We start from the raw sequence: 23,852 nt of genomic DNA, 5'->3' as shown, positions 1-23,852 counted from the left end.
CCCTCTGCTCTGGCCGCAAGGGAGAGGAGCCGGAAGAAACCAGATGAACAAAACAAAACAAGCCTTATTTTCATACAGCTTTATCTTTCCAAGTGCCTTGCTCACGTTGGTCCTCGGGATTTATCCGATTGCCTGGGCGTTCCGCTATATGTTCTATGATTACAAAGGGTTCGGAACGGCCCGGTTTACCGGGCTGGCCAATTTCAGCCGCATCCTGAAGGATACCCAGTTCTGGGATTCGGTGGTGAACACGTTTGTCTATGCAGGCGGCAAGCTGCTGATCACTATTCCGCTGGCTCTGCTGCTGGCCTCCATATTGAATCGGGGGCTGCGGGGCAGACAGCTGCTGCGGGGGATTTTCTTCATGCCGACCGTCATCAGTACCGCCGTAATGGCCGTAGTCTTCTTCACGATCTTTAACTCGTATAACGGGATTCTCAACCAGTTCCTGATCCGTTCGGGCCTTTCCGATTCCGGTGTGGACTGGCTGGGGCCGAAATATGCCATGCTCACCGTCATTTTGGTTGCGGCTTGGGGGGCGGTCGGCAATTACATGCTGCTCTTCCTCGCCGGTCTGCAGAATATCCCGGAGGATGTTTATGAAGCCTCTTCCCTGGACGGAGCAGGCAGACTCCAGCAGTTCCGCTATGTCACCCTGCCGATGCTCGGGCCTGTCATGCAGATGGTCATTATGCTGGCGATCATTACAGCTTTGAAGGGATACGAGAGCATTATGGTGCTGACCGAAGGCGGTCCTGTAGGCAAGACAGAGGTGATGTTCCTGTATTTGTACAAATTATTTTTCCCTGTCGGCGGAGGCAGCGCGGCGGTCCAGGTCCAAGAGTTCGGATACGGCAGTGCGGTCGCCTTCGTGTCTGCGGTCATCGTCGGGATCATATCGCTCATTTATTTCTACGCATCCAGACGTATGAATCAGACCGATTGAGGAGAGAGGCTATTATGAGAATAAGAACCATACTGGGCAATATCATCCTGTGGATTTTTTTGCTGGCATTTGCTTTTATCACCCTGATTCCGGTTGTTATCACCATTCTCGGCTCCTTCAAGACAAATGCCGAACTGACTGCGGGAGCCACCTTCCTGCCGGATAGCTGGCATTTCTCGAACTATGCCGAAGCCTGGGCACAGGCGAATTTCTCCAGATATACGCTGAACAGCCTGATTGTCTCTCTGGCGGCGGTGGTTGGCACGCTGCTGGTATCATCCATGGCGGCTTATGTGGTGGACCGGATGGATTTTGCAGGCAAGAAACTGTATATCGGCCTGCAATCCTTCACTATGTTCGTGGCAGTAGGGGCGGTCGTGCTGCGTCCGCAGTTTGATCTGATGGTCAAGCTTCATCTGCACAGCAGCCTGTGGGGGGTCATATTGATTCTGATCTCCGCCCATGCTTCGATCTTCTTCATTCTGTCCAGCTTCATGAAGGGGATTCCCCGTGAGCTGGATGAGGCGGCGCTGATGGACGGCAGCTCCCCCGGCCGCACCTTCTGGCGGATTATTCTGCCGCTGCTCGGACCTGGACTCGGCGTAGGTGCGCTGTTCACCTTCCGCGGCGCGTGGAATGAATATCTGCTGCCACTCGTGTTCACGATGACGAAGCCGGAGCTGCAGACGCTGACTGTCGGGCTGGCGAACCTGAAATACGGGATTTCGGCCGCTTCCCAGACCCACTATATGATGGCAGGCGCCTGCTTGTCCATTCTGCCGATTCTCGTAGCCTATCTGTTCGCCAACAAATCCTTCATGCAGATGACAGCCGGTTCCCTCAAAGGGTAGCGGTCCGGCCCTGCGCAACCCATATTCCATATTTGACATTCAAGGAGGTACACCCCATGACTCAACACGCTCCGGCAATTCTGCAATCTGCCCCGTTCATCCGGCGGTATCCGGGCAATCCTGTGCTGGATGCAACGAAGGTTCCTTACCCCACCGCACTGGTATTCAATGCCGGTGTAACGAAATTTAACGGCAAGTATGTGATGATCTTCCGTAATGATTACGGCTCACTGGTAGATCAGACGCTTGAGCCGCACCACACCACGGATCTCGGCATTGCTTACAGTGACGACGGGCTGAGCTGGACCGCCGGCCCGAAGCCAGTGTTCAAAATTCATGACGAGGAAATTATCCGCGCCTACGACCCGCGCCTGACCGTGATCGGCGGCCGTTGTTATATGTGTTTTGCCGTGGATACGCACCATGGCATCCGCGGCGGAATTGCCGTTACCGATGATCTGGAGCACTTCGAGGTGCTCAGCCTGTCTACACCGGACCTGCGCAATATGGTACTGTTTCCCGAGTTGATCGGCGGCAAGTATGTCCGGCTGGAGCGTCCCTTCACGGTATACAGCCGCGGCGGCCGGGACCGCTTCGATGCCTGGATCTCCGAGTCGCCGGACCTGAAGCATTGGGGCAACTCCAGCCTACTGCTCGCCGTCGAGCAGGTGCCGTTTGCCAATGACAAGGTTGGCCCGGCCGCACCTCCGGTCCGGACGGATAAGGGCTGGCTGACCACCTTCCATGCGGTGGATGTGGACCCGGCCAGAGGCAAGCAAGGTTGGGAGGACACCTGGAAGAAGCGCTATACCGCCGGAATTATGCTGCTGGATCTGGAGGACCCCCGCAGGGTGATCGGCATGAGCAGGCAGCCACTGCTGGCACCGGAGACAGACTATGAGATTGGCGGGGGCTTCCGCAATCATGTGATTTTTCCGGGAGGGATGATTCTGGAGGATGACGGCGAGGTCAAGATCTATTACGGCTCTGCGGATACGGTGGAATGTCTGGCAACGGCCCATGTGGACGATATGCTCCGGCTCTGTCTGGAGCCGGAGCATAGATAAGATTGGAAGCAGGCTGAGGGCGGAAATGCGGAGTAACAGTAGGGCCATATGCCATGATTGGAGCGGCTTGCGCGGAGATTGTGCATGAAGTGCAACAATGCTAAATCAATAGCAGCGACCGTGGGGAGATTGTGCATAAAATGCAACAATACAGCTCAGTAGTAGCGACCAACGCAGAAATTCTGCAAAAGGTGAACAAAACCGGGGCCGTATTTTAAAAGGAAACTTTGCTGATGCAGAAAAGGTTAGTATTACTCTGCCACTTCCGAAGCTGAACAGGAATATATCGACTTTATGAAAAGAGTAATAGAGCATCACTGGTGAAATCATTATTCACTGATGACAGAGTATTTTCTGAAGATATGAAAGAGGTGTTTATTTATGCTAAAAAGGTTAAAACTATTAAGTTTAATTGTTTGTATGCTCGCCAGTCTTTTAGCTGTCGTTCCTTTGACAGCAAGAGCGGCGGGCACAATTGTAAGCTATCCATTACCGTCGATCTATACCACGACCAGTCAATACACGGTAACAGCAGACTCTACAAATATACCGGTAATCGACACTTCGGCGGTATTTGTAAACTATAATTATTGTAATTTCTCTTTTTCAGGTACTACTACAATCACAATAACAGCAAGCGAGACAATCAATACCTATAATATTTCTCCCAAAGCTTTGGGAATCACTGCAACAAAGAGCGGAAATACACTTACATTTACACTTTCATCACCAACATATCTTATAGTTAAAATCAATAACCTGAAAGATCTGGTTATTGCGGCAGATGCTCTTGAAACCAATGTTCCGGCTTCATCCGGTACAGGTATATACAATGTTAAAACCGGGTACGGTGCCGACAGTACCGGTGCCGCTATGGCTACAACTGCAATACAAAACGCCATAAATGCGGCTAACGCAGCAGGTGGCGGTATAGTATACGTTCCAGCCGGTGTTTATAAGTGCGGAAACCTTGTTTTAAAAAGCAATGTTTCGGTTTATCTGGAGGGTGGTTCTGTTATAAGGGGTTCAGGAAATCCAAGCGATTACACTACCCATTTTCATAAGAATTCTCTGGGTAAGGATGGAACATGGTTTATTTATACTGAAACAAATGCAAACAATATTAAGATATACGGCAGGGGGACTATTGACGGCAATGGCCATTATATGAGAAATACAAACAATTATTTGAACAATATTCTTGTACCCTTGCAGTGCAGCAACTTCACGGTTGACGGCATAACAATAAGAGACAGCGGTGGCTGGGCTACAATAGTTACAAGATCTAATAACGTAACATTCCAGAATACAAAGCACTTCAACAACAATGAACTTGATTATGAAAATGATGCAATCGACATTCAAGAGAGCCAGAATGTACTCATAAAGCACACTGTAGCAGTATCGGAGGATGACACATACTCATTTAAGACATGGGATGTAGAAACTACGGATATAGCTGCAAACTGGCCTGGAAGTCCTGAAAGCCAGTCAAATGTAGTTGTGGATGATGCTTTGGCTTGGAGCAGATGTGGAGCATTTAAGGTTGGAGATGGAGTGAAACAGCTTCAGGATGGCATAGTTGTTAAAAACTCTTATGTATACCGGTGCTGGCGTGCTTTAGCAGTAGGTCATCTTTATGGAACTCCAGCAGCACAAAACATCATATTTGACAATATAGATGTAGAAGGCTTCTGGCCAAGATCCGGTGTTCACTCCAGATGGTTTGATCTTTCTGCGAAAACCGGTCCGATAAAAAATGTGGTCTATAATAATATAAATTTACGCGCTTTAGGTGAAGTTTCAATAATGAAGGGTTGGAGTGACACATCTACTGTCTCCGGAGTTACATTAAACAATGTTCGCGTCGGTGGAGTTGCGGCAACTACATTGGCAGAATTGAAAATAACAGATACTAACAGCTATGCTGCAGCTCCAAAATTCAACACATTGAAATTTGAAGCGGAAGGCTATAACCTTAGTTCAGGTGTTATTTCCTATGAGGCAAGCACTGATGGTGGGCTGGATGTTGGTGGAGGGAGTAATGGCGACTATATAGCATTTAAAAATGTAGATTTTGGTAGTACAGCTAAAACAAGTATTGATTTGAAGGTTGCATCCGCTAATTCCGGCGGAAGAATAGAATTCCACTTGGACAGTCCTACGGGCACTATGCTGGGTTATTGGACAGCAGAAAGCACAGGCGGATGGCAGACATGGTCAGTCAAGAATATCCCGCTTAATGCCGGGACCGCTGTAGGGACCCATACCGTATATGTAACTTTTGTTAAGTCAGATTCAACCACAGTTGCAAATTTAACCTGGTTCCAGTTCAAATAGAATGGAAACGGTTTGAGTTAATTGCAATAAGATGGATCTAGCTATTGTTGTGGCAGAATCGCCGAATTGAGGCCTTTTTAATGCCAAGATGAAATATAACTCACACTACGCTGCTGTGATCATCGGTTTGGCCCGGGGGATCCTCGTCGTTGCAGAGAACGGGATGATTATCGATACCATTTTGAATGGCCTGGCTACTATGCTTAAGGGTTTGCCGAATTACTTGTTCACCACCATCATGCTGGTCGTGCATAATATTATTACGTTCTTGGTTCCTTCTTCATCCGGAGAGGCGGCCTTGACGATGCCTGTGGAAGCGGTAGTAACCGCATACCAATTTGGAAATGGATTAACGAATCTCATTTCGCCAACAGGTGGTGTGCTGCTGGCAGGTTTGGCCATCGCCCGGATCAATTTTGGACAATGGTTAAAGGTAATACTCAAGCTGTTTCCGATTCTTTGGCTGGTGGCGGCAATCTTTGCTGCAGTTTCCTCAGCTGTGGGCATGTAGTGGATAACATATTGCAAAGCCATGCGGGATTTCCCGCAGAAGATAATCAAAATCCCAAGGTCATACTGACCTTGGGATTTTTGATTAGTAAAAGATACTTCTGGTTCCAACCTACATATTGATCCTATTCCCCTCACATCACACTCTCCTCGTTGTTGTATATTTCCTCCTGATTTGTGGCCACAAATAATGTATGCTAAGAATTTAATCCGTTATTTACCTATCCGTCAGTTTCTGCCGTTCCAAACAGCAGAATACAAACTGTTCAGAAGATAACGCTTCCACGTATGATGTATTCATAACCAGCTGAGTGCTTCATCCGATACTAGTATCACAAATGAGGGAATTTAAGGTGAGAGAATATACGATTGTTAATATTTTATATACCCGCAAGAGTCCTGTGCGCATGAGTGAGCTGATTGCCGAAGTGGGGTTGTCCGAACGGACTCTCCGTGACGTGATCCGTGCACTCGACAAAACAGGAGAGGCGAATGGTTTCGGTATCCGTATGATCCGCGGCCAGGGTTATCTACTGGAGATTGGCGATGAAGCCAAATTCAGTAGCTACCAGGAAAAAGGAATGCTGCAGCTGGATCAGGTGGATCTCGATAATAAGCAATCACGCCAGCAGTATTTACTATTCTATCTCTTGCAGAACGATAGCTATCAGTCTATGGATAACATGGCGGAAGAAATCGGCGTTAGCCGTTCTACTATTATTTCCGATCTGAAGGAAGTAGAGCAGCGACTTGCCGCTTTCCGGCTTAGCTTGAAACGTCGGGCTCATTATGGCATGAAAATCGAGGGGGAAGAGCAAGACTTCCGTAAAGCCTTTTCTTACTTTATCTTGCAATCGGGTCATACGCTGCAGCATACGGAGGATTTTCATGCTTTTAGTCAGGACTTCGATGCTGAGCAGCTTAAGGGATTTCTACTGCAAATCCTCAAGGAAAAAGAACTGAAGATCTCGGATGTGTTTCTGGATAATATCTTGACCCATCTGTTCATTCTTCTTTACCGGGTTTCCAAGCACAATTTCATTGTGGCTGGACAAGCCTTGCAGGGAACACCTGAGCCGCTGTATCAGGATATTGCCGGGAGTATTGCAGATTTCATCTCCTCTCAATACCAGATTAAGCTTCCGGCGGATGAGATTGATTATTTGGCGCTGCACATTTCTGGCAAGACCATTATGGAGCGGATGTCGGAAGAGACCAAATCGCATCTGCGGGAGGGAATCACGGCTATTCTGGAGCGCTTGGACCGCGAGTTCCTTACTGGATTCACGCAAGATCAAGAGCTGCGCGAAGCACTGCTATTGCATATGTTTCCGCTGCTAAACCGGTTGTATTACAATCTTCAGCTCGGCAACCCATTGGTGGAGGATGTTTACAGCCAGTATGCCAATGTGTTCGTCATTTCCTTCCGCTTCGCTGAGATTGTAGAGGAGCAGTACGGGTTTCGGATGTCGCGGGATGAGGCAGGGTATGTCGCGTTGCATTTTGCCACCCATCTGGAACGGATGCAGCAGCGCAATCTGGAGAAGTTCAAGCGGATTGCCGTGATCTGCTCGACAGGAGGGGGCAGTGCCCAGTTAATCCGGCTGAAGCTGGAAGCGGTATTCCCCAAAGCGTCGGTGATCACAGCCTCCATCACGGAGGTGGAGGAGATCAGCAGCAAGCCTGTGGATCTGATTCTCTCTACTGTACCGCTGGCAACAGAGATTAAGGAAAAACCGGTGATCCATATCAAACAGCTGCTGGATGATCAAGAGATTCAGCGGATCAAAGAGATATTGTCTTTGCAGATTAATCGCACAGAACCGTCCTACAAGCTGATGGATTTCAAGGATTTGTTCCGCAGGGAGCTGTTTCATCTGTCTGGTTCGGACGAAGATTACATGGAGCTGTTAAAGCAGCGCTGCCGGGAGATCGTGGGCAATCATTATGCAGCTGACGATTTTCCCGAACAAGTGCTGCTCAGAGAGCAGAAATTCACCACCATTTACAAAAATGGGGTGGCCGGCCCGCATCCGATGCGGATGAGCGCGATCCGCGACTGTATCAGTGTAACCGTGTTGAAGAAACCGCTGATCTATGAGGGGAAGCCGGTCCAATTGATTTTTCTGATCAATCTGGGTCCGGGGCAGTTGTTCCTGCACAAAGAGATCAGCAAGCTGCTACTGGTTCTAATGGAGAAGGAAGACAGTCGCAATCGGCTGCTAAACACGAATAGTTATGAGCAATTTATGAATGAGATAGAGAACCTACTATAAATAAAATGACGATACGGAGTGGAGAACCCATGGATTATGAACAAACGATTATGCAGATTATTGCCAGCAGCGGAGAGGCAAGAAGCCTTAGCTTAAAAGCGGTAAGAACCGCGCGCGCCGGAAACCTGGAAGAAGCGGGCGAGATGATTAAGAACGCCAAGACCAGCTTGACCAAAGCACATAAAGTACAAACGGGGCTGATCCAGGCTGAAGGCCGGGGCGAAAAGACAGAAATTACGCTGCTGATGATTCACGCGCAGGATCATTTGATGAATGCCCTGACGGTTAGAGAACTGGCTGTGGAACTGATCGAAGAAATCAAAGAACGCAAAGCGCTCGAACTAGAATTGAAAGGATCGGTGAACTAAGATGAAAAAAATATTGCTCGCCTGTGCAGGCGGATTCTCGACAAGTATGCTGGTGGAACGGATGAAAGAATCGGCACGGACACAAGGGGTTGAAGTGGTTATTGATGCGGTGGCGGAGAGTGACATCGCCGATCAAAAGCCTTTTGACATCATTATGCTTGGACCACAAATGGGACATGCCGAAGGCGATCTGGCCGCAGAATATCCGAACATTCCAGTAACTACGATCGATATGATGGACTATGGCATGATGGATGGGGACAAGGTGCTGGCTACAGCACTTGAACTGATGGAGAAGGGGGCTTAAGTCATGGCAGGCGGCGCAGAATGGAGAGCCAAGATCCAGAAAGTCAGCACGAAAATCCAAAAAAATACCTATATCAGCGCTATTTCCAACGGTCTGATGGCCTTGATGCCAATTTTGATTCTGGGCGCTATTTTTTCCCTGATTAATGCACTCAAGCTTGATCCTTATCAGAATTTCCTGGAAAGCACTGGACTCAAAACTTATACTTCGATTCCGGCAACTGTAACCACCGATTTGATCGCACTCTACGCGGTGTTCTCCATCGCTTACAATTTCGCTACCCAACATAAGCAGCAAGGCTTTTCGGCAGGGATTTTGGCGCTGATGAGTTTCTTGCTAGTTACACCAAAAGGACTGCTGGATGACGGTGTGACCAAAGCATTTGGTTACTCCTGGTTGGGCGCCAAAGGATTGTTCGTGGCAATCATCCTGGCACTGCTGGTAGGTAAGATCTATACCTTTGTATTGGAAAAGAAATTCTATATCAAAATGCCGAAGGGTGTTCCGCCCACGGTTGAGAAATCTTTTGCCGCGCTTACGCCTGGTTTTATCGTAGCGGTTCTGATGCTGGTGCTGACGGCGATTTTCGCCGCAACGAAATATGGCAATATGCACGAGTTTGTCTTCTCGATTATCCAGCTGCCACTGACTAGTCTGGGGGGTACCTGGTGGGCGATGCTGATCTGCATCTTCGTAATTCACCTGCTGTGGTTCTTTGGAGTTCACGGCACCTTGGTAGTCTATTCCGTTGTCGGCCCGATTTGGGTGGCTTTGGGACTTGAGAATCTGGACGCTTACCAAAGAGGTGTGGAAGGTACGCATATCATTGGTTCACCGTTCTTCCCGGTTTATGTACTGATCGGTGGTGCGGGGGCAACGTTAGGTCTCATTATTGCGATGTTGTTCGCCAAATCTACACGTTATAAGACACTTGGTAAACTGGCAATTATTCCAAGTCTGATCGGTGTCAATGAGCCGGTGATTTTCGGGATGCCATTGGTGCTGAATGTTCGGTTTATGATTCCGTTTATCCTGACTCCGCTGGTGAGTAGTGGTCTGGCGATTCTTCTGACGACGCTGGGTATCCTTCCTGTGCTGCACGGGATTCAGGTGCCGCTGGGCATTCCGGTGCTGGTTAATGGCTGGATGAACGGGGGCTGGCGCGTAAGTGCGTTCCAGCTGGTTATGATTGGTGCAAGCTTCATGATCTACTATCCATTCTTTAAAAAAGCCGATGCCGAAGCGCTGGAGCAAGAACAGCAGGCTGAAGCTAAGGCGGCAGCAACCGCTGCCACCCATTAATAAAAGGAGGCTCAACCGATGACTTATCCATTTCCGGAAAACTTCCTGTGGGGCGGTGCGGTAGCCGCCAATCAGGTCGAAGGCGCGTATAATGAGGGCGGCAAGGGTTTGTCCACTGCTGACGTAGTCAAATATTGTCCTCCTAAGGAACGGCAGAGCCTGGAACAGCTATTGTCCATGTCCGGTCCACAGCTAGAAGAGGCCATACAGGATGATAATCTGGGGAATTACCCCAAACGCAGAGGGATTGATTTCTACCACCGCTACAAAGAAGATATCGCCTTGTTCGCTGAGATGGGTTTTAAGGTATTCCGTATGTCCATCTCCTGGCCTCGTATTTATCCGAATGGCGATGAGCAGGTACCTAACGAGGCAGGACTGCGTTTCTACGACGATGTTTTTGATGAGTTGCGCAAATATAATATCGAGCCGCTGGTCACCATTTCCCATTATGAAATGCCGGTGCACCTAGTCACCAAATACAACGGCTGGGAATCCAGAGAACTGGTTGAACTGTTCGTCCGTTATGCGGAGACTGTGTTCACCCGTTACCGGGATAAGGTGAAGTATTGGCTGACTTTCAACGAAATCAACTGTACGCTCAAAGCGCCGTTTCTGGGCGCAGGGATTATTCTGGATGGCAAGTCAAATGAGAAGCAGATTGCTTTTCAGGCTTTGCATCACCAGTTCGTAGCCAGTGCGCTTGCGATTAAGCGGGGCCGGGAGATCAATCCGCAGTTCCAGATCGGCTGCATGCTGGCCCGCAAGCTGCTCTACCCATATTCCTGTCATCCCGGTGATGTGCTGAAAGCACAAGCTGAGAACCAAATGGCAATGTTCTGCTCCGATGTTCAGGTTAGAGGCTATTATCCTTCTTATATCCGCCGGCATTTGGAGCAGCATGGAGTGACAATAACCATGTTGCCGGGAGACGAAGCTTTGCTGCGGGACAATCTTGTGGATTTTCTTTCCTTTAGTTATTACATGTCCTCAGTAGTCAGTGTAGATGAGAATATCACGGCCACCACGGAAGGTAACCTGTCCTCAGGGCTGAAGAATCCCTTCCTGAAAACTTCCGATTGGGGCTGGCAGATCGATCCAAAGGGGCTGCGGTTTGTGCTCAAGGAGATGCATGACCGCTACCAGCTTCCTTTGTTCGTAGTAGAGAATGGTCTGGGTGCTGCAGATGTGCTCGAACTGGATGGCACGATCCGTGATCCATACCGGATAGAGTATCTGGCACAGCATATTGAGCAGATGGCGGAAGCCATTGCCGATGGCGTGGAGCTGATGGGCTACACCAGCTGGGGCTGTATTGATCTGATCTCGGCTTCCACCTCAGAGATGCGCAAGCGGTACGGCTTCATTTATGTTGATCAGGATGATGCAGGCAATGGAACGCTGCTGCGTCTGCGTAAGGACAGCTTTTACTGGTACAAAAAGGTCATAACCTCTAACGGTGCAGATTTAAGCTATTAGTGCGGGGTTATAGTTCTTGTTCATTTTTTACGAAAACCTTGAGAAATCAAGGTTTTTTTGTTTTTTTAATAGGGAATAGAGATCGTGTGTGCTTCTTCTTATAACGAAGTTTTATTAGGGAAGGCACTTAACTTATGGGCAAGCTGCCTTTTAGCTGACTATTTCTTTAAATATTCCGAGAAATTCTCCTGAAAATCCAGTGAATGAATATCTTCCCGGAGATGGTGGTGGATTAGCGGGCCGATTTTGGCGGTTTCTTTTTGCACCATAAGCTCAAGAATGGATTGGTGTTCGTTCCAGATTTCTTCCAGCTTGTCGGTCTTAAGCATGTGCAGTCTGCGGTACCTGAGGTAATGTACATTCGACTGCTGGATCAGAGTCCACAGATACTCACGTCCAGCAAGCCTGTACAAGGCCCGGTGAAACTCGTCGTCTAAATTAAGGAAAGAATCTACAGCATTCTCCTGCCCGATGACCTCTTTCTGTTTCTTAAGAATTTCTTTAAGCTCGTGCACTCCTGGTAGTAAAAGCTGTGCAGAAAGATCCTTGAGGATCTCCTTTTCCAGTGTGCAACGCAAGTATGTGATTTGTTCAACAGATTCAAGATCAATAAAGGAGACAATATTACCTTTTTTCGGATAGATATCGGTATAAGATTCCAGTGCAAGCTGTTTGAGAACATCACGCAACGGCGTACGTGAAATCTGAAACCGCTCAGACAAGGCTGTTTCACTCAGAATGGTGCCTGGCTTTAACGCCAGCGTGAGGATTTCTTGCTTCAGTGTGTTTAGAATTTCAGCTTTAATTGACATTTCTGTTCCTGCTTTCAATTGTTAATGACAGATACAGTACTAGTATACATGATAAGTTCGTTCATTAAAATCATTGGGATGAAAATAGGGTGGATATTCCTTGATTTCAGGATAAAATTCCTGATCAAATTGTGATTGACAAAGAATTGTTCTTATTCTATGATCAAGTAAATCTTGTATACAAGATAGTTGAAAACGAATTCACAGGAGGGTTTATCAATGAACATGACGTGGAGATGGTATGGCGAGGGCAATGACAATATCACGCTGGATCATATTCGGCAGATTCCGGGTGTTATGGGGATTGTCTGGTCTTTGCATGAGAAAGTAGCCGGAGAAGTGTGGGAAATGGAACGGATCCAAGAAGTGGCGGATCAAATCACCAGCAAGGGTTTCAGCACGGCTGTAGTAGAAAGCGTCAACGTTCATGATGATATCAAAATCGGCTTGCCGACCCGTGATAAATATATCGATATTTATATCGACACCATTCGTAAACTCGCCAAGGTTGGCGTTAAGGTGATCTGCTATAATTTTATGCCTGTTTTCGATTGGACCCGCACAGAGCTGTATAAAGAGTTGCCTGATGGCTCGAATGCTCTCTTTTATGAAAAGGCTGCCATTACCGATAATCCGCGTGAGATGGTGGACCGGATTCTGAAGGGAGCTGGAAAGTTCACGATGCCGGGCTGGGAGCCGGAGCGGCTGGCAAAGCTGGATGAGCTGTTTGCGGCTTATGCGGATGTGACGGAAGATAAACTGTTCGACAACCTCCAGTATTTCCTGGAACGCATTATTCCAGTATGTGAGGAAGTGGACATCAAGATGGCTATCCATCCCGATGATCCGGCTTGGCCGATCTTTGGACTGCCGCGTATTATCCGCAATCGGGATATGATCCGCCGCTTTCTGGATTTGGTGGACAGCCCGTACAACGGTTTGACGTTCTGCACAGGGTCACTCGGCACGAATCCGGATAACGATCTGCCAGCGATGATCCGCGAGTTCCATGATCGTATTCATTTTGCCCATATCCGCAATGTGAAGGTATTTGAGAACGGTGATTTCATTGAGGTGTCGCACCGTGGGCGTGACGGAAGTGTTGATGTGGCCGAGGTGGTCAAAGCCTATCATGAGAACGGATACATTGGTTATGTACGTCCGGATCACGGGCGGCATCTGTGGGGGGAAGAGAAGAACTGCAGACCGGGTTATGGCTTGTATGATAGAGCTATGGGCATCATGTATTTGCTTGGTGTTTGGGATAGCTTGGATAATGTCAAGGAGGCAAAATAAATGCTGCATCTGACCAGAGGCAGTATCCAAGGGGAAAAAGCAGCTTGGAAAGCTGCTGGTGTGGAGCTTCCACAGTTCGACTATGAGCAGGTAGCAAACAATACACAGCTTAAACCGGAATGGATTCATTTCGGTGCAGGTAATATTTTCAGGGGATTCGTGGCAAATGCTCATCAGAAGCTGCTGGATAGCAGGAAGTCGGATACAGGTATTATTGCGGTGGAAACCTTTGATTTCGAAATGATTGATAAAGTCTACAAGCCCTACGACAATCTGACCCTTTTAGTACTGATGAATGCTCGTGGTGATTTCCAAAAAAGAGTAGTCAGTAGTATTGTGGAGGGAATCGCAGCGGACAAAAACCGCGAAGCGGAGTACCGTCGATTGATCGAGGTGTTCGAGAATCCCAGCCTGCAAATGGCCAGCTTCACCATCACGGAGAAGGGATACTCGTTGACGGATCCGCACGATAAATATCTTGGCATTGTGGAAAAGGATATTGTGAGCGGACCGGAGCATCCTGTTCATGTCATGAGCATTGTAGCTTCGCTTGCTTATCGAAGATATCTGAAAGGCCAATATCCGATGACCTTTGTCAGCATGGACAACTGCTCACACAATGGCGACAAGCTGAAGAATGGTGTTGTGTCCATCGCTAAGGAATGGGCCCAAAGAGGACTTGTTATAGAAGACTTCGTGCGTTATCTGGAAGATGAACGAGTAATAACCTTTCCATTGTCCATGATCGATAAAATCACACCACGTCCTTCGGAGAGTGTACAGGCAGCGCTTCTGGAACAGGGAATTGGTGATATGGATGTGATCATTACCTCCAAAAACACATATACCGCTCCTTTCGTAAATGCTGAGATCAGCGAATATCTTGTAGTGGAGGATAACTTTACGAACGGACGTCCACCACTAGAGGAAGCCGGAATTATTTTTACGGACCGGGAGACAGTCAACAAGGTGGAGACGATGAAAGTAACGACCTGCCTTAATCCGCTGCATACGGCGCTTGCTGTTTCCGGTTGTCTGCTTGGCTACACCTTGATCGCGGATGAGATGAAGGACGATACTTTGCGGAGGTTTGTGGAGATAATCGGTTACAAAGAAGGCCTGCCCGTCGTAGTGGACCCGGGGATTCTCAGTCCAAAGCAGTTCCTGGACGAAGTCCTTACGGAGCGTTTTGCCAATCCATTTATCCCCGATACTCCGCAGCGGATTGCTACAGACACTTCGCAGAAGGTAGGTATACGGTTTGGTGAAACTATTAAATCCTATATTCGACGGGAGGATCTCGATCCAGCGCAGCTAACGGCGATTCCACTGGCTATTGCTGTATGGTGTCGTTACTTACTTGGAGTGAATGATGCTGGAGAGGTCTTCACATTGAGTTCAGATCCGTTACTAGAAACACTGCAAGGTTACCTGCAAGGAGTTTCACTTGGAGACCAAACCGCAAGTGTGCGCCCCATTCTTGAAGATGAGCGACTTTTTGGGGTTCCGTTGTACGAGATTGGTCTTGGCGATAAGATTGAGCTTATGTTCCGGGAAATGATGGCAGGTCCAGGAGCGGTACGGAGAACATTAGAGCACTATTTAAAGTGAAAGCTAGGCAATTAAGTAGATTTGAATTAATATAGAAGAAAATAAAGCGAAAAAAGTCCCGAGGCAATCAATCGGGGCTTTTTTTTGTATGATTTTAAAAAATCCAAACAAAGTGTGAAAAGAATCTTATGTAAAATGAGAAGGACGAAAGTTAAACTAAACACATGACGAATAACCGGTGTTCGTCAACTGAGCGACGAATTTTGAGGGGGTTCAACACCATGTTCAAAAGAAAAAAAAGCTGGGCACTTGTCATGGCTTCGGTCATGTTGGCTGGAGGCGTGTTAAGTGGTTGCGGAAGCAGTAACAATAACAACAACTCGTCGAATGCCAGTCCCCAGCCAAGCAGCTCGACTAGCGACAGTGGTACTGAAACGAAAGATTCCGGCAAGAAGACGACGCTTACGTTCTGGGCTGCGGCTACTACGCCGGACCGTGATGTATTCTGGCAAAAAGTTACGAAGGAGTTCATGGCTGAGCATCCGAATATTAAAATCGAATACTTGGGCGTGCCTGGAGATTTGAACGGTTATATACAAAAGCTGAATGTCGCTATTGCTGCTGGACAAGGGCCGGACCTGATCAATAACTTTACGTCCGACTTTATTGCACGCGATGTGCTTGAGCCAATCGATTCTTATTTCGATAGCTGGGAAGGAAAGGACAAGATCACAACGGGTTCGGTTACCTCAATGAGAGCAGCGGATCCGGTTGACAAGAAGTTATATGGATTGCCTTATGGCGTTCTGCCTTGGATGGAATGGATTCGTTCGGATTGGCTGAAGGAATCAAATCTACCGAATCCGGACACATGGGATCAATTCTTTGACAACGCACAGAAGTTGACTGACAAGTCCAAGGATCGTTACGGATACTCTATACGGGGTGGAGCCGGAAGTGCAACCTCGCTGGAATATCTTATGTATTCATACTCGGGAATTACGAACTATTTCACGCCAGAAGGCAAAGCCACGATCAACGATCCACTGAATGTAGAGTTTCTGGAGAAATATTTGAGCGGTTATAATGTCAATACACCTGAAGATGACTTGAACAAAGGTTGGACGGAATTGGCTGCTTCGTTCCAGTCCGGCAAGGTAGGTATGATTTTCCATAACCTTGGTTCCGCAAGCGCTCACAGTAAAGCATTCAATGACGATTTAACCAAGTTTACAGCTGTTCCATTCCCTATGGGTGCCAAAGGCTATCGCGTTCACCCCGGCGTTACACCATCGGTGATGATGATGACAAAGAACTCCGAGAATAAGGAAGCAGCATGGGAATTCATGACGTATTTCGTAACGCACAATGATAGTGAGTACGGAGAGCTCTATGGCGAAATTCCGACTTATCTTGATGCTTTGGATGCTGATTGGATTGTAAACGTGCCTTACGTGAAGACGGGCGCAGACCTGATGAGCTCACCGGACACGAAGTTTACCGATAATCCCGTTTATCTGCCGGGCTATAACAAGGTTCAGACGAATATGGAGCCTATGATCCAGAAGGTAATGGCCAAAAAGATGAGTGCCAAAGAACTATTGGATGAATGGGCAAAGCAGCTTGAAAAAGAAAAAGCAAGTTTTGACTCTTCGAAATAAAACAGTTAATATCCCCGAACAATAAATAATCTCAGCAGGCGGGCTCTTGACGATACTTGGGCCGCCTGTCTTTTGAATGACAACTCCCTAATGATTAATGCCACTAATTGACAGCGTTTTCATCACCTGCAAATGAACAGGAGGTAAGTTATGAAAAGAATTAAGAGTGTCCTTATTGCATTATGCGCTTTATTGCTCATCCCGATTGTACCTGAAATCGCCTTTGCCGGAGAAACCAACACGGCTTATGCCGCTGCGAACATTAATGATTCCTTATCGGCTAATATTTACTCCCCGACGGATTTACGAATGGCACCTGCCTCTAATACGGATACAACCGTAGTGTTAGCATGGGAGAAACCGCTATTTTATTCCAACATTACTAAGTACAATATTTATGACAGTGATGGAACCCGGGTTGGTTCGACGGACAAAACTTACTATAAGTTTTTAGGATTAACTCCAGAGAGGACATATACCTACACGGTACGAGCCCAGGATACATCTGGCAACGAATCTTTAGATAGCAATACGGTCCAAATCACAACTAAAAAGACGGGCATCAGGTTTAATGTTAAGGATTATGGAGCATCCGGAGATGGCAACACATTGGATACCGTGGCAATTCAAACCGCGATTGACGCGGTTACTCCAGGAGACACTTTATACTTTCCACCCGGGAAGTATGTGACTGGCGGATTGTTCCTGCACAGCAATATGACTGTATTTGTAGATGCAGGGGCTCAAGTGATGCCTAGTTCACACAAGGCTGACTTCTTGCCGTTCGTAACGGCCAGACACAGTATTGAGGAACCCGAGGCTTATCAAAGTTTATTTAACGCCGGAGTTATGGATCATGACAAGTACGATGATTATAGTGTAACTGATATTACATTCCTTGGACCCGGAACAATTGGTGACGAGGAGAGCGGCTTGAAGCTGCGTGAGGAATACGATAACGACAAGGTTGAAGTTGGAACAACCTACGGTGGTGGACATCTGCTATCTTTTAATAACGCACACAATGTCTATATCGATGGATTGAAAATCCGCAATGGAATGATGTGGACCGTAGTACCTGTATACAGCAAAGACATCACCGCCTATAACCTCGATATTAACACCACGCAACATAATGGAGACGGCTTTAATCCGAATTCTTCCGAGAGCGTTTACATTTTGAATTCTACCTTTCAAACCGGGGACGACGGCAGTGCAATTAAATCCGGGATCAATCAAGAAGGCCGGGATATCGGCAGACCCTCCAGATTTATTTATTATCGCGGAGATACCTTTAGTGGTGGACACGGCGGGGTCGTTATCGGAAGCGAGATGTCTGGCGGAATAAGCGATATCTACGTGGAAGACTGCAATCTGATTCCCCTCGACGTCAAGTCGAACACTGTGGCACCGGGCTTTAAGATCAAAACAAGCACATCCCGGGGCGGCTACATTCGGAACATTCAAGTGAGGGATTCGCTTATCAACAAGATTGATCTGAATTCCAACTATGACAAGCTTCCTGTTCCTGATATTTACCCACCGGACATGAGTAATTTCCGGTTTACCAACCTGCGGAACAACGATATCTCTGGAACGGATAACATTATTTCGTTGACAGGGGCAGCCTCCACTTCAACAGCTGATAACGCTTTGAAGAATTTGCAGTTCATTAATTGTGCTTTTGCTAAAGCTCAATTAGCCTACACGGAGAATATCTTTTTCACCAATAGCAGCTTGCCCAAAGGAATTAGCGCTACGAACAGTGCGAATATCGTTCAGGATGGTGTGGTCGTAGCTGATAAAGCCTTCCCGGTTCACGAGGATTTCACTGAATATAAAGCCGGGGATACGCCGGGCGGATATTGGAGTGCTTCGAGCTATGCCCCGGGTCTGATCACTATTGCGGCGGACGGAGATTTGAATCCGAACAGTATTTTCCTTAATGACCAGGATAGCGGTTATGTAAGTGTATCCCGTGGTTTTGGTTCGCAGACGGGAACCTTATCGGCAGAAGTGCATCTGAAGTTCCCGGCCCCTCCCAACTTAACGAACGGTGTGCCGAACGGTACTTATGCGAACAAACCTACCTCGAATAATCGGGTATTTCAGCTGCTCGGATCGAATGGTAAAGTAGCCGTCTGGTTAAACACTGAGAATTCGGGAGCATTAAGTTATGTCATCAACGGAAAAACATCTCCTATCATCATTCCTGCGATCCCGCTTGATAAGTGGTTTACAGTCAAGACTGTGGTAGATTTTCCAAACAAGCTTGTGGATGTTTATTACAACGGAACGAAGGTGTTAAGCAAACAGCCATTCTATGATTCAACCCTGGCGATGGCGGATATTAGCACCTTCAAATCCATAGGGCCTAATAATAATACGACAGTGGCATCTCAAGTTTACTTGGATAATCTGTACATTAGTGCTTCTGAGGAAGCTACCAGCGGTTATGGAATCCAGCTAACACACTCAGGTTCGACGAATTCAATCTCCGATAAAGGAGGGCGTTTAACCTTTAGTGCCACCAAAACTACGGGAGAAACTTCGCAGGTTACATGGGCTGTCTATAATAGTGATCTGACCCCTACAGATGTGGCTACAATCGACGAGAATGGAGTACTGACCGCTAATAGCAATGGTAAAGTCATCGTCGCAGCGACGATGAATGACGGAACAGCGATTATCGGATTGATGCCAATCACCATAACAGGACAAGAAACAGTTGTTGGCTATAAGTCCTTACAGGTAACGACCGCATTAGGCACGAAGCCTAATCTGCCGAATCAGATGCCGATTTTGAGAGAGGATGGAGCGGTAAGTTATGCTCCGGTAATCTGGGATTTAGTTCCGGCGTCTGAATATCAGCAGATAGGAGCATTCACTTTACAGGGTACAGTAACGGGATATTCAGCAAGAGCTGAAATTCAAGTGGAAGTGGTTTCGGCTGGCATGACCGGTTATCGGCCTGTCATCGCGACAACTGCGAAGGGCATCGCACCGAGTTTGCCAGATCACGTAACGGCGATCTTCAATGATCAAATGACCAAATCTCTGCCAGTGTCCTGGGAACCCATCTCTCCAGACTTGTATGCGGATACAAATATTGACGGGTTCAAGGTTATGGGTACGGTACAAGGGTCGGACCTACCGGTTACTGCGCATGTATATGTTCTGTCTGATATCGCTCCAGACGCGAAGGTTATCGTCGTTGCCGCAGATGGAAGCGGAGATTATAAAAGTATCCAAGCTGCTGTCGATGCAGTCCCGGACCAGAACCGCAATCGCATCATTATTTTTGTGAAAAACGGCTTGTATTATGAGAAAGTTCTTATTCCAGATACCAAGCCTTACATCTCTTTAATGGGTGAGAGCAAGGATGGAACGATTCTCACCTACGATGATAATCCGAAAAAAACGGCCCCGGATGGTACCTCGTTAGGTTTGGGCACTTATACGGATTATACGCTCATGATTAAAGGCCATGATTTCTATGCCAAGGATCTAACGGTCATTAATTCCTCGGGTTCCGGAGCAGGTCAATCCGTTGCCGTCGACGTATATGCGGATAAAGCTTTTTTCGAAAATTGCAACATCATCGGTTATCAGGATACACTGTTAACCCGCAATCTGACCGATAACGCGGATCCTAACAACTATGCCAATAATGCAACCATTCAATCCTATCGTTCCTACTTCAAGGATTGTTTCATCTCGGGTTCGGTAGACTTTATCTTTGGTCCGGGTATTGCTGTTTTTGATAACAGCGAGATTCATTCCAGATTGGCTGGGCATGTGACGGCAGCTTCCACTCCTGAGGGACAGGAGTATGGCTATGTATTCCTGAACAGCAAAGTGACCGGCGAAGCGTTGCTTTCGTCTATATCCGCTGTTGATTTGGGAAGACCATGGCGTCCATATGCGAAGACTGTATATCTGAACAGCTATATGGGAGATCACATTGCTCCAAGTGGCTGGAACAACTTCGGCAATTCAAAAAACGAAGCAACCGCATATTACGGTGAATATCAAAGCTTTGGTCCGGGAGCAAATCCGCAGGCTAGAATGAACTGGACCCATCAATTAACGGACATGGAAGCCGAAGCGTATACATTGCACAGTATTTTCAGCGCAACGAGTGCGATCAACGGGAAAGAGGATTGGGATCCTACCCAGCTCGCTTCCGACAATCCAATCGAATCGCTTCTGCCAGTTCATGTTGAGACACCAGTAGGTGTGGCTCCTATTTTGCCAACAGTTGTAGGCGCTGTTTATGCAGATGAAACAGTGAAGCAAGTGCCTGTCGTTTGGGAAGCTATCAACCCTGAGTTATATGCGGTAGAAGGGCGATTTACAGTTACGGGCGCTGTCTATGGCACGGAGTTAAAGGCCGAAGCCAAAGTTACTGTTCGATCGGGAAGTTTTTTAACCGGACCGGGCTCTGTGGAGAAGGGGCAGTCCTTTGAAGTCGTATATGGCATGTCTCGTGTTACAAGTGATGTATATGGCTTGGATTTGACGCTGAACTACGATCCTGAGCAAATTCAGTTCTTGGCAGCGGAATCCTTGCTGGATGGAATTCGTGTCATCGATTCCTTTGATAATGAGGGACAAACACGGATTCTCATGGCAAGCACAACCCCAGGGGTTGGCATGAGCGGCGATTTGCCGAGAATTCTTCAACTTCACTTCACTGCAAAAGATGTAACGGAAGCGACGGTTGCTTCATTAGAAGCGACCCGCATTATTATGAGCGATGGCGAAGGTAATGAATCTTCTGTGGAAGGCACTACTTATCAGGTTAACATTACTGTGACTGATACAGGTTCGGGAGATGTCATTAGAACAGCACTCCAGTCTATCCTTCACGAAGCCGCCAGCACTTTGGCGTCGGCATCGATGGGTACACTTTGGGGGCAATATTCGCAGTCAGCTATTGCTATCTTTAAGGATGCCATTGCGAACGCAACCGTTGTCTTAAACGACAGCGATGCTACACAAGAGGAAGTGAATCTAGCGGCTCAAGATTTGTCTACTGCACTTCAAAAGCTCGCTACAGCGATGAATCTCGAGGCCGGCATGGATGATCTTCTTCTTCTGAGCTCCAAATATGGCATCACTTCAAGTGATAACGGTTGGAGTGAGGTAAGTAGGTATGATCTGAATAAAGACCAGCAGATCGACATCGTCGATCTGGCTGGAATGGCCCGTAAAATCACTTCAAATTAAGTTTGCTAAATCTGGAGGGCGCTGACTCAACGGCAGCGGCGCTCTCTCCTATCTTGCTATTGAAAGGGTGGATGAATCGAAATGGCTAAACTCAGAATCGCGATGCTTATGCTCCTTGTCTTTTTTCTAGCGAGACCTGTGGTAACGCAGGCTAGTAGTGAACCCAACTTCCAAACTGTGTTATCAAAAGAAAGTCCTATCCTCAACAGTACCTTTACTGTTGAGATTGCAGCGAACCTAATGACGGATTTGTACGCGTACGAGTTGAATCTGACCTATGATCGCTCAAAGCTGGAGTTCGTGAGTTACACAGCAGGCGAGGGCGGCTTCAACATTGACGCCCTATTGACGAATAACGGCGTGCGGCTAGCGCATACAGAGCTTGAGAAGAAATCTGGCAAGAACGGAGATCTAAAACTGGCCACAGTTACTTTCAAAGCGCTTGAGAGTGGCGATGTCAAAATCGTTCTATCCCGTGTGAAGTTAGTAGATTCGCAACTGTCTGCGGTTAACTATACCCCTGATGCATCGGCGATCGCGCATATTGTTAGTATCGATGACAACAACGGAAACAACGGAAACAACGGAAACAACGGCAATAACGGTAATAATGGAAACAACAGTAACAACGGAGCGGAAGGAAACGGCAGTTCGATCCAGCCTACAACTCCGAGTAATGTCAACGGTTCTACGATCAAACCGGTGATTCGTTATGACGCAGCTGCACAATCGGTACAATCAACCGTGGATCTAGAATCACTGCAGAAAGCTCTTAACCAAACTACCGCCAACGACAAAGGAGTAAAAAAAGTAATCATTGAAGTCGAGTCGAAGCCCGGGGCAAAAGAGTACGTTCAGACGATTCCAACTTCGGCTATATCCAATGATGTCAAAAAGGCGGAAATTGAAATTGTAACACCACTGGCTAACCTCACTCTCCCTGATAATATGCTGCAAGCTGGGGTTACCTCCAATGAACAAATAAGTCTTCATATCACAAGTGTTGATCCTAAATCCTTGCAGCCGTCCGTGCAAAACCAAATCGGCAACCATCCCGTCATTCAATTAACTTTAACGTCGGGTGGCAAGATCATAACCTGGGATAATCGCCAAGCTCCGGTCACAGTCAGCATCCCCTACGTTCCTACTGCACAAGAGCTGCTTAATCCAGAGCATATAGTTGTGTGGTATGTAGACAGTCAAGGGAAACTTACTTCGGTTCCTAGTGGTAGATATGATGCGAAGTCCGGTCGCGTCAGCTTTAAGACTACACATTTCAGCATGTATGCAATTGGTTATACGAATAAATCCTTTAAGGATCTTGAGTCTGTGGCTTGGGCTAAAAATCCGATCGAGGTTATGGCTTCCAAGGGAATTATTAGTGGTGTGTCCGATACAGAATTCCGCCCATCTCAAGCTGTTACTAGAGCCGACTTTTTGGTATTGCTCGTTAGGACGCTAGAACTGAGCGGAAAAGCTGGAGATACCTTCGCGGACGTCCCATCCCAAGCTTATTATTACGAGGCCGTTGGCATTGCTCGGGCACTTGGCATTGCGGAAGGCTCAGGAGACAACTTGTTCAAACCGCTTGAGCCAATCACCCGTGAGGACATGATGGTCCTAACCGCCAGAGCCTTGAAGGCGTCAGGTCAACAGGTTACAGGTGGAGATACATCCGTGCTTCAACCGTTCAGCGATGTTGCGAAGATTTCTGCCTATGCGTCTGAATCTGTCGCAAGTCTAGTGAAAGCGGGTTTGATTCACGGGAATGGCCGCCAAATCGAGCCTAAGTCTACGACGACACGAGCGGAAGCAGCTGTGTTAATGTACAACATATATAACCTCTGATAGTAT

At 47.4% G+C, this 23,852-nt stretch carries 16 protein-coding genes; 15 read left to right on the top strand and 1 reads right to left on the bottom strand.

Going from position 1 to position 23,852, the window contains the following annotated elements; genetic code table 11:
- Positions 1-43 precede the first annotated feature (43 nt).
- The 10 genes from MHB37_RS23930 (at position 44) to MHB37_RS23885 (ending at position 11,446) form a co-directional block, all read left to right on the top strand.
- Complete coding sequence (locus MHB37_RS23930) at positions 44-946, top strand: carbohydrate ABC transporter permease (protein WP_036683309.1); 903 nt, start codon at positions 44-46, stop codon at positions 944-946.
- 14 nt (positions 947-960) lie between these two features.
- Complete coding sequence (locus tag MHB37_RS23925; protein ID WP_036683306.1) at positions 961-1,797, top strand: carbohydrate ABC transporter permease; 837 nt, start codon at positions 961-963, stop codon at positions 1,795-1,797.
- Positions 1,798-1,853: 56 nt separating this feature from the next.
- Entirely contained in the window at positions 1,854-2,864 is a 1,011-nt protein-coding gene (locus tag MHB37_RS23920) for a glycoside hydrolase family 130 protein (RefSeq protein ID WP_139332055.1), read from the top strand.
- 381 nt (positions 2,865-3,245) lie between these two features.
- Positions 3,246-5,204, top strand: a complete 1,959-nt coding sequence (locus MHB37_RS23915; protein WP_076279257.1) for a carbohydrate-binding protein — start codon at positions 3,246-3,248, stop codon at positions 5,202-5,204.
- 88 nt (positions 5,205-5,292) lie between these two features.
- Positions 5,293-5,715: a hypothetical protein gene (locus MHB37_RS23910; protein WP_256716532.1), complete on the top strand. Its 423-nt coding sequence runs from the start codon at positions 5,293-5,295 to the stop codon at positions 5,713-5,715.
- A gap of 352 nt (positions 5,716-6,067) precedes the next feature.
- A complete protein-coding gene (locus MHB37_RS23905) occupies positions 6,068-7,990 on the top strand; it encodes a BglG family transcription antiterminator (RefSeq protein ID WP_076191835.1) in 1,923 nt (640 codons plus the stop codon).
- A 29-nt stretch (positions 7,991-8,019) separates the two neighbouring features.
- On the top strand, positions 8,020-8,358 hold the full coding sequence (locus tag MHB37_RS23900) for a PTS lactose/cellobiose transporter subunit IIA (protein WP_038572728.1): 339 nt from the start codon (positions 8,020-8,022) through the stop codon (positions 8,356-8,358).
- A gap of 1 nt (position 8,359) precedes the next feature.
- Positions 8,360-8,665: a PTS sugar transporter subunit IIB gene (locus MHB37_RS23895; protein ID WP_036683292.1), complete on the top strand. Its 306-nt coding sequence runs from the start codon at positions 8,360-8,362 to the stop codon at positions 8,663-8,665.
- Positions 8,666-8,668: 3 nt separating this feature from the next.
- Positions 8,669-9,967 (top strand): PTS sugar transporter subunit IIC, encoded by a 1,299-nt coding sequence (locus MHB37_RS23890; RefSeq protein WP_076128887.1) that lies wholly within the window; start codon positions 8,669-8,671, stop codon positions 9,965-9,967.
- Positions 9,968-9,985: 18 nt separating this feature from the next.
- Complete coding sequence (locus tag MHB37_RS23885) at positions 9,986-11,446, top strand: glycoside hydrolase family 1 protein (RefSeq protein ID WP_076128889.1); 1,461 nt, start codon at positions 9,986-9,988, stop codon at positions 11,444-11,446.
- 158 nt (positions 11,447-11,604) lie between these two features.
- On the opposite strand, the gene MHB37_RS23880 is transcribed toward MHB37_RS23885, so the two are convergent.
- Positions 11,605-12,258 (bottom strand): GntR family transcriptional regulator, encoded by a 654-nt coding sequence (locus tag MHB37_RS23880; protein ID WP_076128891.1) that lies wholly within the window; start codon positions 12,256-12,258, stop codon positions 11,605-11,607.
- A gap of 219 nt (positions 12,259-12,477) precedes the next feature.
- Here MHB37_RS23880 and uxuA point away from each other — a divergent pair, with 219 nt between their 5' ends.
- The 5 genes from uxuA (at position 12,478) to MHB37_RS23855 (ending at position 23,846) form a co-directional block, all read left to right on the top strand.
- Entirely contained in the window at positions 12,478-13,554 is a 1,077-nt protein-coding gene (gene uxuA / locus MHB37_RS23875) for a mannonate dehydratase (protein WP_076128893.1), read from the top strand.
- Positions 13,555-15,165: a mannitol dehydrogenase family protein gene (locus tag MHB37_RS23870; protein ID WP_405168600.1), complete on the top strand. Its 1,611-nt coding sequence runs from the start codon at positions 13,555-13,557 to the stop codon at positions 15,163-15,165.
- 221 nt (positions 15,166-15,386) lie between these two features.
- On the top strand, positions 15,387-16,766 hold the full coding sequence (locus MHB37_RS23865) for a sugar ABC transporter substrate-binding protein (RefSeq protein ID WP_076128897.1): 1,380 nt from the start codon (positions 15,387-15,389) through the stop codon (positions 16,764-16,766).
- 150 nt (positions 16,767-16,916) lie between these two features.
- Positions 16,917-21,998 (top strand): pectinesterase family protein, encoded by a 5,082-nt coding sequence (locus tag MHB37_RS23860; RefSeq protein WP_076128898.1) that lies wholly within the window; start codon positions 16,917-16,919, stop codon positions 21,996-21,998.
- 81 nt (positions 21,999-22,079) lie between these two features.
- The gene (locus MHB37_RS23855) at positions 22,080-23,846 is read left to right on the top strand and encodes an S-layer homology domain-containing protein (protein WP_405168599.1); all 1,767 of its coding nucleotides are present in this window, start codon (positions 22,080-22,082) and stop codon (positions 23,844-23,846) included.
- Positions 23,847-23,852 lie beyond the last annotated feature (6 nt).

Source organism: Paenibacillus sp. FSL H3-0286 (assembly GCF_045040705.1).
Lineage (GTDB): Bacteria > Bacillota > Bacilli > Paenibacillales > Paenibacillaceae > Paenibacillus_AQ > Paenibacillus_AQ odorifer.
The sequence above is the reverse complement of the archived record's forward strand: the minus strand, read 5'-3'. Positions and strand labels throughout refer to the sequence as shown.

Bases quoted from the DNA above. Each gene is read 5' to 3' on its own strand.
- MHB37_RS23930 (WP_036683309.1), top strand. From the start codon at position 44: ATGAACAAAACAAAACAAGCCTTATTTTCATACAGCTTTATCTTTCCA.
- MHB37_RS23925 (WP_036683306.1), top strand. From the start codon at position 961: ATGAGAATAAGAACCATACTGGGCAATATCATCCTGTGGATTTTTTTG.
- MHB37_RS23920 (WP_139332055.1), top strand. From the start codon at position 1,854: ATGACTCAACACGCTCCGGCAATTCTGCAATCTGCCCCGTTCATCCGG.
- MHB37_RS23915 (WP_076279257.1), top strand. From the start codon at position 3,246: ATGCTAAAAAGGTTAAAACTATTAAGTTTAATTGTTTGTATGCTCGCC.
- MHB37_RS23910 (WP_256716532.1), top strand. From the start codon at position 5,293: ATGAAATATAACTCACACTACGCTGCTGTGATCATCGGTTTGGCCCGG.
- MHB37_RS23900 (WP_038572728.1), top strand. From the start codon at position 8,020: ATGGATTATGAACAAACGATTATGCAGATTATTGCCAGCAGCGGAGAG.
- MHB37_RS23895 (WP_036683292.1), top strand. From the start codon at position 8,360: ATGAAAAAAATATTGCTCGCCTGTGCAGGCGGATTCTCGACAAGTATG.
- MHB37_RS23890 (WP_076128887.1), top strand. From the start codon at position 8,669: ATGGCAGGCGGCGCAGAATGGAGAGCCAAGATCCAGAAAGTCAGCACG.
- MHB37_RS23885 (WP_076128889.1), top strand. From the start codon at position 9,986: ATGACTTATCCATTTCCGGAAAACTTCCTGTGGGGCGGTGCGGTAGCC.
- MHB37_RS23880 (WP_076128891.1), bottom strand. From the start codon at position 12,258: ATGTCAATTAAAGCTGAAATTCTAAACACACTGAAGCAAGAAATCCTC.
- uxuA (WP_076128893.1), top strand. From the start codon at position 12,478: ATGAACATGACGTGGAGATGGTATGGCGAGGGCAATGACAATATCACG.
- MHB37_RS23870 (WP_405168600.1), top strand. From the start codon at position 13,555: ATGCTGCATCTGACCAGAGGCAGTATCCAAGGGGAAAAAGCAGCTTGG.
- MHB37_RS23865 (WP_076128897.1), top strand. From the start codon at position 15,387: ATGTTCAAAAGAAAAAAAAGCTGGGCACTTGTCATGGCTTCGGTCATG.
- MHB37_RS23860 (WP_076128898.1), top strand. From the start codon at position 16,917: ATGAAAAGAATTAAGAGTGTCCTTATTGCATTATGCGCTTTATTGCTC.
- MHB37_RS23855 (WP_405168599.1), top strand. From the start codon at position 22,080: ATGGCTAAACTCAGAATCGCGATGCTTATGCTCCTTGTCTTTTTTCTA.